This window comes from Flavobacterium silvaticum (genome assembly GCF_012911565.1).
Taxonomy (GTDB): domain Bacteria; phylum Bacteroidota; class Bacteroidia; order Flavobacteriales; family Flavobacteriaceae; genus Flavobacterium; species Flavobacterium silvaticum.
Genome location: NZ_JAAMPU010000108.1, coordinates 548338 through 558144 on the forward strand (window position 1 = coordinate 548338; position 9807 = coordinate 558144).

A 9807-nucleotide genomic window follows, 5' to 3' on the forward strand; every position below is an offset into this window, starting at 1 on the left:
TGGCCTACAAATATTTATTTTTACAGCCGTAATAAATCGGGAAGCACTCCGTTCTATCTATCGCATGAAACAAATCGTACTGATACTTACGCTGTTCGCTTCTTATTTGTGTACAAGCCAATCCGGAAGCGTCCGGCTCAGCTGGGCACAGGATCAGGAATTTGCTTACGGCGACTCCAAAATCAACATCCCGCATTTTGACCCGGAATTCATGTCTTACGACCTTGGCACAAAAAGCCTGAAGTTTCAGTATACTGTCAAAGTCACATCTGCAGTCAACCCGCAATCGCTTCAAATTACGAACACCGTGTATGAAAGCATCGGCACTGCACAGCTCGGCTTACTTTCACAAAGCAGCATCCCTTCTTCAATCAATACCCGCCTACAATCAAGACAGGCCCGCGAAGACATCTACGCAAGTATAGAATTGAATCCTATAATAAAGGACAACGGTTCTTTCAAGCGTTTAGTAAGTTTTGATTACAGCTTTACGTCTTCCTCTTCACGTGTTTTATCTACCAGTTCCATTAATGCTGTCTCCAATTCTGTCCTTACAACCGGTGATTGGTATAGATTCTATGTTGAAAAAAGCGGTGTTTATAAAATTTCGAGAGGTTTTTTACAGAGCCTTGGCATGAATACATCGGTCGATCCGCGCAAAATTAAAATATATGGTAGCGGCGGAAGAATGATTCCGCTCCGGAATAGCCAACCCTACCCGTTAGACATAGCAGAAAACGCCATTGTATTTGAAGGAGAATCAGATGGGAATTTCGACGGGGACGACTACATATTATTATATGCCGAAGGAATGGACAACTGGAGCACTGACAGCCAGACCCATAACAATCTATATGCCGACCGCGCCTATTATTACGTGACTTCGGGCGGTGATAACGGAAAGCGCATCACAACAATGAGCCAGCCTTTGCCTGCCAATGCGTCAACGTCTCAATTTACAGACCACCAATACCACGAACGCGACCTTGAGAATATAGGCCGTTTGGGACGTCGTTGGTTTGGGGAAAAATTCAACATAGAAAACGAACAGGAATTTGAATTCCAGTTTCCGGGTATTGTTTCTTCTGAGCCTGTTTCACTGCAGGTCTACACTGCTGCAAGCGCACCATCTGCCACAAATTTCACTATTTCGGTCAATGGGCAACAGGCGGGAACTATGAGTATGGCGGCCCTCGGAGACCACATATTGGCTACACCTGCAACATTATCCACAACCGTTACAGCTTCAGAAGACCTGACCGTTACGGTCACTTATAACAACAATGGAGTTCCGGGATCTATCGGATATCTGGACTATATCATACTTGAAGCGAAACGTTCTCTTAAAGGGTATACCAAACAATACAGATTCGAAAACAATACCTCAAATTCAACAGGCAACATACAGTATAATTTTACCGATGCCGGCGGAATAGGACAGGTTTGGGATGTGACCGATATTTATAACGTGACCAGAGTCCTTAATACAGGAAGCGCATCTTTCAGTTTTACATCACAAATGGGCGACAACCGACGCTTTGCGGTTATTGACCCTACAGATTACTATGCCCCGCATCGCGAAGGAAACGCTCGCGTTGCCAACCAAAATATCAAAGGAACCATTTTAAAGAATCAACAGGGTGGTTTTGAAGACGTCGATTACCTTATTGTAGCACCAGAATCCCTCATCACACAGGCTGAACGGCTTGCAGCTTTTCACAGATCTTACTCAAACCTTAGTGTCAGGGTCATAAGCCTCGAAAAAATTTACACCGAATTCGCTTCCGGAAAACAAGATATAGGCGCCATTCGAAACTTGGTCAAATACATCTATTTCAATGCATCCGATCCATCCAAACGCATAAAATACCTGAATCTTTTTGGCGATGCCTCTTTTGATTTCAAAGACCGCATTCCCAACAACACTAACATAGTCCCCATTTTTCACGCCCTGAATGGCTATACAGAAGGCGAAGGATCTTTTTCGAGTGACGACTTTTTTTGCATGCTCGATGAAAATGAAGGCGAGCTTAGCGGTGCAGGAGGCATAGATGTAGCTCCAGGCCGAATGATTGTATCAACTGCTTCCCAGGCAAGCGAAATGGTTGACAAGGTTATTGATTATTACGACCTGAAATCATACGGCCCTTGGCGAAACAATTATGTTCTGATTGCGGATGATTCCGATGCCGCTGACGACGCCCAACTGCAAACTAACCAGGAAGCATTGGCGCAGGCACTCAACACCAACAAACCTTTTTTAAACGTTGAGAAAATTTACCTTGATTCGTATGAACAGGAATCGGCGGCAGGAGGCGAACGCTATCCAAAAGCGCGACTGGACATTTTCAACGACTTTGAAAAAGGCTCGCTTGTATTCAATTACCTGGGTCATGGGGGCGAAGACGGACTTTCCGCCGAACGAATCTGGACAAAAGAAGATGGTCAGAATTTGTCCAACAGATACAAATATCCGCTGTTCATAACAATTACCTGTGAATTTTCGAGATTTGACAATCCATACAGGCCAACAGCAGGCGAATACATCTATCTGAATCCCAAAGGTGGCGCGATTTCAATGGTCACGACAACCCGGACTATCGGACAGGGAACAGGACAACTCTTTAATGCACGATTTTCACAATATTTGTTGTCTTATGTCAACAATGCGCCTTCTGACGAATATTATTCCATCGCGGAATGTCTACGTCGGGCCAAAAACTCTGTCGCCTACACGACTAATGTTGTGGTTTATTTAGGAGATCCGGCACTGATGCTTGCCGTTGCGAAACCGAAGGTACGCCTGACGAAAATAAATGATATGCCGGTAACCGGCCCGGTAGATACGCTTGAATCATTAGGAACGGTAAAACTATCCGGAGAAATCACAGATCAGTTCAATACGCCACTGACAAGTTATGCCGGCGAAGTAGCTATATCGGTATTTGACAAGGAACTCCAGAGAACAACGCTGAACAACGATAACAACAATAGCATCATGCCCTTCAAAACGCTTGGCGAAACGTTGTTCCGGGGAAATGCATCCGTTACCGCCGGTCAGTTTGACGTCACTTTTGTTGTACCGCGGGACATCCGGATTCCCGTTGGGAATGGCCGTGTAAGTTTCTACGCAAAACGCAATGAACTATTATTGGACAAATCAGGATATGACACTACGATAAAAGTGGGCGGCATAAACGAAAACGCACCAGAAGACAATATAGGCCCAACCGTAAAGTTATATATGAACGATCAAACGTTTGTATCAGGCGGAGTCACGAATGAATCTCCTTTTTTCCTTGCCTTCCTTGAAGATGAAAACGGGATTAATACGGCAAGCGGAATAGGACATGACATCACTGCAATTTTAGACGGTGACGAAAGCAATCCATATGTGCTTAACGATTATTACGAAGCAGATCTTGACAATCACAGAAGCGGCAAATTGCGTTTTCCGTTTCGGAACCTTGAAAAAGGACTTCATACCATAACGTTTCAGGCCTGGGACGTATACAACAACCCTATAACAGCTGAAATACAGTTTATTGTAGTCGGAGACGAAGGCCTCACATTGACCCACGTACTCAATTACCCGAATCCATTTTCTACCTATACCCAATTCTGGTTCTCACACAACAAGCCGTATGAGCCTTTGGAGGTTCAGGTTCAGGTGATGACGGTAACCGGAAAAGTAGTCTGGACAAAAAACCAGGTAGTGAATACGGAAGGCTTTCTATCACGTGAAGTAACATGGGACGGAAAAGATGATTTTGGCGACCGCATAGGAAAAGGAGTCTATATATATAAATTGACGGTCAGATCCACACTCACAAATGTAAGGGCGGAAAAAATCGAGAAACTTGTTATACTATAATAAACGAACCTATTTTGAGTTTTTCATCAAATCAAAAACAATATCCCTGCTATTAAAATGCTTTTAAACTGAATTCCTGCATCATTGAACGAAAAAAAGTCCAAAAGGAATTAAAAACAGAATTTTTTTACCCGATAAAACTACTTCGATATTATATTTGTTAACTAATTGCCTTTATAAATGAGAAAAATTGCTATTTGCCTCCTCTGCTTATTTTGCTTACAATTTTCGATTGCCCAGGAAATACCTACCAATGAACCAAGAGTAATTACTACAGGAGTTCCTTTCCTTTTGATTGCGGCAGATGCACGTTCGGCAGGTTTGGCAGATCAGGGTGTCGCGACTTCGGCAGATGCATTCTCCCAGCAATACAACCCCGCGAAATATGCCTTCGCACAAGACCCGCAAGGATTTTCGCTTAATTATACGCCATATCTCACGCAACTTGTCAATGACATTTCACTCGGACAGGTCACGTATTATAATCGTTTTGACGAGCGTATGGCTTTTGGGGCAAGTTTGCGTTATTTCTCTTTGGGCGAAATCGAGTTGCGTCAGGACTACACAGATCCCGCACAAATTGTCAAGCCGAATGAATTGGCGGTCGATATTTCTTATTCCCTTAAACTGAGCGACTATTTCTCAATGGCAGTTGCCGGTCGATACATCAGATCCGCACTCAAAATCCCAGCTGAAAACAACGATATCAAACCGGCGAGCACTTTCGCGGTTGACGTAGCCGGATTTTATCAATCGGAAGAAATTGCCTTTACAGATTTCAACGGACGTTATCGTTTGGGATTCAATTTCCAGAATCTGGGGCCGAAAATCCGTTACGATATTACCCAGGATGACACCAACGCCAACTTCCTTCCGGCCAATATGCGTTTGGGTGGCGCTTTCGATTTTATACTTGATGATTACAACAAAGTCACCGCGAGTGTCGAGTTTACAAAGTTGTTGGTTCCGACACCACAAGTACCGAATTACCGCGATATCAACGGCGACGGAACAATCACGAATCAGGAAATCACCGATGCCCGTGTCGAAGCCAATGAAGCCTATCGCAAAATCAGCTGGACTTCCGGATTGATAAAATCATTTGGCGACGCCCCAGATGGTTTTAGTGAGGAACTAAAAGAATTCACTTATTCTGCCGCTGCGGAATATCTATACCAGGACTCATTCGCTTTTCGTTTGGGCTATTTCCATGAAAGTGAAGAAAAAGGAGCGCGTAAATTCGCTTCCCTTGGAGCCGGGTTCCGTTACAACATTGTAAAGATCGATGTCTCATATTTGTTCTCGACTTCAAGAGTCCAAAACCCGCTTGAAAACACGTTGCGCTTTTCGCTTACGTTTAACTTTGGTGAAAAGTATGACGATTTGTAGAATCATCAACATATAGCATTATCAGAATCCAGGCTCCCGAAAAGGACGTCTGGATTTTTTTTCTGAACTTACCCTCATGAAAAAAATTGTAACCGAAACTACTTTTCTTCGATATGACTCTCTGGATGAGTTGCCGGAAGCTTCGAAAAACCTGATGAAACACGCCATCCAAGCCAGAAAAACAGCATATGCACCTTATTCGAGGTTTCGTGTAGGGGCAGCTGTTATTTTAGACGACGGAACAATCGTAATTGGAACCAATCAGGAAAACGCAGCTTATCCGTCAGGACTTTGTGCGGAAAGAGTCGCTTTGTATGCTGCGGCATCGGCGTATCCGGGTAAAATAATTTCGGCCATTGCCATATCGGCTGCATCGGACAAAGGCGATACGCATGAACCCATTCCTCCATGCGGATCCTGTCGCCAGTCCATTATTGAATATGAACAACGCGATGGCAGACCTATATCTATCCTTTTTATGGGAGAAGACGGAGCGGTCATTCTATCTCAATCGACAAAAAACCTGCTTCCGCTCAGCTTCGACAAAAACTTTTTATAAGTCTCAAATTATAGGTTTTATTAGTTTTTCTTGTGAATGGAAAACCTTATTTTTGCATTTCGCAAAATTGTGTGAGGAAAAATATTTTGCGATTGCTTTACACAAGACACACTAATTCTTAGCTAAGATTTCAATGAAAGAAGTAACCAGAGAAGTTTATCTGAAGTGGTATGAAGACATGCTGTTTTGGAGAAAATTCGAAGACAAACTGGCAGCGCTGTACATTCAGCAAAAAGTAAGAGGTTTTCTTCACCTGTACAATGGACAGGAAGCCGTACTCGCAGGAGCGCTTCACGCCATGGACCTCACCAAAGACAAAATGATAACTGCATACCGCAACCACGTCCAGCCAATCGGAATGGGCGTTGATCCTAAACGGGTCATGGCGGAATTGCTCGGAAAAGTGACCGGAACTTCCAAAGGTATGGGAGGATCGATGCACATCTTTTCAAAAGAACACGGTTTTTATGGCGGACATGGAATCGTCGGGGCTCAAATCCCGGTTGGTGCCGGAATCGCTTTCGCCGATAAATATTTCAACACCGGCGGCGTAACCCTTACCTATTTTGGTGACGGAGCCGCGCGCCAGGGATCGTTGCACGAAGCCTTCAACATGGCAATGTTGTGGAAACTTCCGGTAGTTTTTATCGTGGAGAATAACGGATATGCGATGGGAACTTCTGTAGAAAGAACCGCTAATCATACCGATATCTGGAAACTTGGTTTGGGCTATGAAATGCCTTGCGGACCTGTAGACGGAATGAATCCGGTGAAAGTCGCCGAAGCCATGCATGAAGCAATAGATCGCGCTCGTCGTGGAGACGGACCTACTTTCCTCGAAATGAAAACATACCGTTACCGCGGACATTCTATGTCCGACGCGCAATTGTATCGTACCAAAGAAGAGGTTGAAGAATACAAAAAAATCGACCCGATCACTCAGGTACTCGACGTAATCAAAGACCAGAAATTCGCGTCGGATGATGAAATCGCAGCTATTGACGAGCGTGTAAAAAACCTCGTAGATGAATGTGAAAAATTCGCCGAAGAATCTGAATTCCCAACCGCACAGCAATTGTACGATGTGGTCTACGAACAAGAAAACTATCCATTTATCCCTCACCGTTTATAATTTATGGCAACAGTTGTAACAATGCCGCGCCTTAGCGATACGATGACCGAAGGAACTGTGGCAACCTGGCTTAAAAAAGTCGGGGACAAAATTTCCGAAGGTGATATTCTTGCAGAGATCGAAACGGATAAAGCGACTATGGAATTCGAATCTTTCAATGCCGGTACGCTTTTGCATATTGGAATTGAAGCGGGACAAACGGCTCCTGTTGATTCTCTTTTGGCTATCATCGGAAACGAAGGCGAAGATATTTCCGGATTATTGAAAGGCGATGCTCCGGCGAAATCTGAAGATAAAAAAGAAGAAGCTCCAAAAGAAGCTGACCAAGCCGTAACGAAACCTGCCGCAGAAGCAGCCCCTAAAAAAGAAACTGCATCAGCTGAACTTCCCGCCGGAGTTACCGTAGTTACAATGCCGCGCCTGTCGGATACAATGACAGACGGAACTGTAGCAACCTGGCTTAAAAAGGTTGGAGATAAGGTTTCCGAAGGTGATATTCTCGCTGAAATCGAAACCGATAAAGCGACCATGGAGTTTGAATCATTCAACTCCGGAACGCTACTTTTTGTCGGAATCAAGGAAGGTGAAACTGCTCCTGTAGACAGTTTGCTAGCCATAATCGGTCCGGAAGGAACAGATGTTAGCGGTGTGGCTGCAAATTTTGTAAAAGGTGGTGCCGCTCCTGCAGCTTCATCTGAAAAAGCAGAGACAGAATCTGAAAAACCAGCTGATCCTGAAAAGAAAGAAGAACAACCGGTCGAAGTAGTATCTGACGGAAAACGCATTTTCATTTCTCCGCTAGCCAAAAAAATGGCAGAAGACAAAGGAATCAACATTTCACAAGTCAAAGGTTCAGGTGAAAACGGACGCATCGTAAAAGCCGATATCGAGAACTTCAAACCTGTCGCAGCTCCACAACAAGCTACTGCAACCAGTGAAGCTAAATCTGAGCTTGCAGCTCCTGCCGTCAAACCATTTGTTCCAGCCGGAGAAACCTATACTGAAGAAGTCAAGAATTCGCAAATGCGCAAGACCATCGCGCGCCGTTTGTCTGAGTCCAAATTCACGGCTCCGCATTATTACCTGACCATTGAACTGGATATGGACAATGCGATTGCTTCAAGAAATTCCATTAATTCAATACCAAACACCAAAGTTTCATTCAACGATATGGTAATCAAGGCTTGTGCAATGGCGTTGAAGAAACATCCGAAAGTAAATTCAACATGGAAAGACGACGTGACTTTGATACACCATCATGTTCATATTGGAGTTGCTGTTGCTGTTGAAGACGGATTGCTTGTTCCGGTTTTGAAGTTCGCAGATCAATTGAGCCTGACTCAAATTGGAACCAACGTCAAAGATGTTGCAGGTCGTGCGAAAACCAAAAAACTACAGCCTGCCGAAATGGAAGGAAGTACGTTTACGGTTTCCAATCTTGGAATGTTTGGAATCTCTGAATTCACTTCGATTATCAACCAACCAAACTCCGCAATTCTTTCTGTTGGAGCCATCGTTGAGCAACCGGTGGTTAAAAACGGACAGATTGTTGTCGGAAATGTAATGAAAGTGACTTTGGCTTGTGATCATCGTACAGTAGATGGTGCTACAGGTTCTGAATTCTTACAGACATTGCGTCAATACTTGGAGAATCCTGTTACCATGCTGGCATAATTGACCAGCCGATAAATAAAAAATCCCGCTCATAAAAGAACGGGATTTTTTTTATTATACAGATTCGAAGACTTACTGTTCACAAACAATAAACATTCCGTCTCGCTTAATCGTTACAGTTTTTACCGTTATAGTGGTTGTAGTAACTACTTCCGGTTTATCCGGCGGAGTTATTGCTTCCACCGGAACCGTAAGTGGTGCCTTTGCTTTTACCTTGATAACCGGTTTCGCTTTAGTAGCTTTAGCAGGTTTATCGGTCGAAGCAAATAAGAATTGTTGTGCCTGAGCCAGTATCTTTTCTGTAATACTGAATAACACCGACGGCTTAGGAATATGATTCGAATATCCCGCAACCGATACCATTAAAAAAACAATAAGTAAAATTCTTGCTTTCATTTGATTGATAATTGTTTCAAATATAGAAAATTATGTGAAGGCAGACTGTTAATTAGCGATATTTTAGATGGGCGTGCCGTCGGCCACGACCTTCACACAAAAACCACCTGCTGCGCGGCCGCCATCGCGCTGCCCGCTGTATCCCTTGCCGTTCCACCGGGTTTTGGTTCGGCCCGGCGTGGCTTCCGGTGGTCGCCCCGCCAAACCGGCAAAACCAGGGCGCTACGTCTGCGGGGATGCCGCTTACATCGCTCACGCATACTTCATAAAGAACTTCCCTTTCTTCAAAGACCCAAAAAGTAAGCCGCCCGATGTGGCCATTCCGATTCCCAAGCACATTTTGGTAACACCCAGATCATCCCTTCCAACGGGGTGGGTTCTTTCCGTTTCACCAAAATCAGCCAATCATGGGGGCTGTGTCTTATCCCCTTGCGCAGGCGCCTCCGTAAAACACGTCCAAAACAACTCCTTAGCGCCTTCGTGTCGGAACCGGGCCCAAGCGAACCGCCGCAAAACAAAAAACCCCGTCCGAAGGACAGGGTTTCCAAAAAAAAGGCAGCGGCCCGGGCCGCAGGCGAATTGGCGAAGCACACCAGGGCTTGCCCCGACTGCGCCGCACCTGTAAAAAAAAAGAACCCGTTCTTTCCAGAACGGGTTCCAATAAAAAAAGGCAGCGACATACTCTCCCACAAATTGCAGTACCATCTGCGCAGGCGGGCTTAACTTCTCTGTTCGGGATGGGAAGAGGTGAGCCCCGCCGCAATAACCACCTTAAGTCGTTAC

At 44.7% G+C, this 9807-nt stretch carries 6 protein-coding genes and 1 rRNA gene; 5 read left to right on the top strand and 2 right to left on the bottom strand.

Annotated features, from left to right (window positions below; translation table 11 throughout):
* The first annotated feature begins 64 nt into the window (after window positions 1-64).
* The 5 genes from porU (at window position 65) to G6047_RS16655 (ending at window position 8628) form a co-directional block, all read left to right on the top strand.
* Window positions 65-3874 carry a type IX secretion system sortase PorU gene (gene porU / locus G6047_RS16635; protein ID WP_169528746.1) on the top strand — a complete coding sequence of 1270 codons (3810 nt, stop codon included), beginning with the start codon at window positions 65-67 and terminating at the stop codon, window positions 3872-3874.
* 180 nt (window positions 3875-4054) lie between these two features.
* Window positions 4055-5263: a type IX secretion system outer membrane channel protein PorV gene (porV, locus tag G6047_RS16640; RefSeq protein ID WP_169528747.1), complete on the top strand. Its 1209-nt coding sequence runs from the start codon at window positions 4055-4057 to the stop codon at window positions 5261-5263.
* 49 nt (window positions 5264-5312) lie between these two features.
* Complete coding sequence (gene cdd / locus G6047_RS16645; RefSeq protein WP_394352505.1) at window positions 5313-5822, top strand: cytidine deaminase; 510 nt, start codon at window positions 5313-5315, stop codon at window positions 5820-5822.
* Between the two features lie 133 nt (window positions 5823-5955).
* The gene (gene pdhA / locus G6047_RS16650; RefSeq protein ID WP_169528749.1) at window positions 5956-6954 is read left to right on the top strand and encodes a pyruvate dehydrogenase (acetyl-transferring) E1 component subunit alpha; all 999 of its coding nucleotides are present in this window, start codon (window positions 5956-5958) and stop codon (window positions 6952-6954) included.
* Window positions 6955-6957: 3 nt separating this feature from the next.
* On the top strand, window positions 6958-8628 hold the full coding sequence (locus G6047_RS16655; RefSeq protein ID WP_169528750.1) for a pyruvate dehydrogenase complex dihydrolipoamide acetyltransferase: 1671 nt from the start codon (window positions 6958-6960) through the stop codon (window positions 8626-8628).
* A gap of 72 nt (window positions 8629-8700) precedes the next feature.
* Here the strand turns inward: G6047_RS16655 and G6047_RS16660 are convergent, their stop codons facing one another.
* Together G6047_RS16660 and rrf are read right to left on the bottom strand one after the other, a co-directional pair.
* Window positions 8701-9024, bottom strand: coding sequence for a hypothetical protein (locus G6047_RS16660; RefSeq protein ID WP_169528751.1), 324 nt, complete (start codon window positions 9022-9024; stop codon window positions 8701-8703).
* 665 nt (window positions 9025-9689) lie between these two features.
* Window positions 9690-9798: ribosomal RNA gene (rrf, locus tag G6047_RS16665) — 5S ribosomal RNA — on the bottom strand.
* Between the last annotated feature and the right edge of the window lie 9 nt (window positions 9799-9807).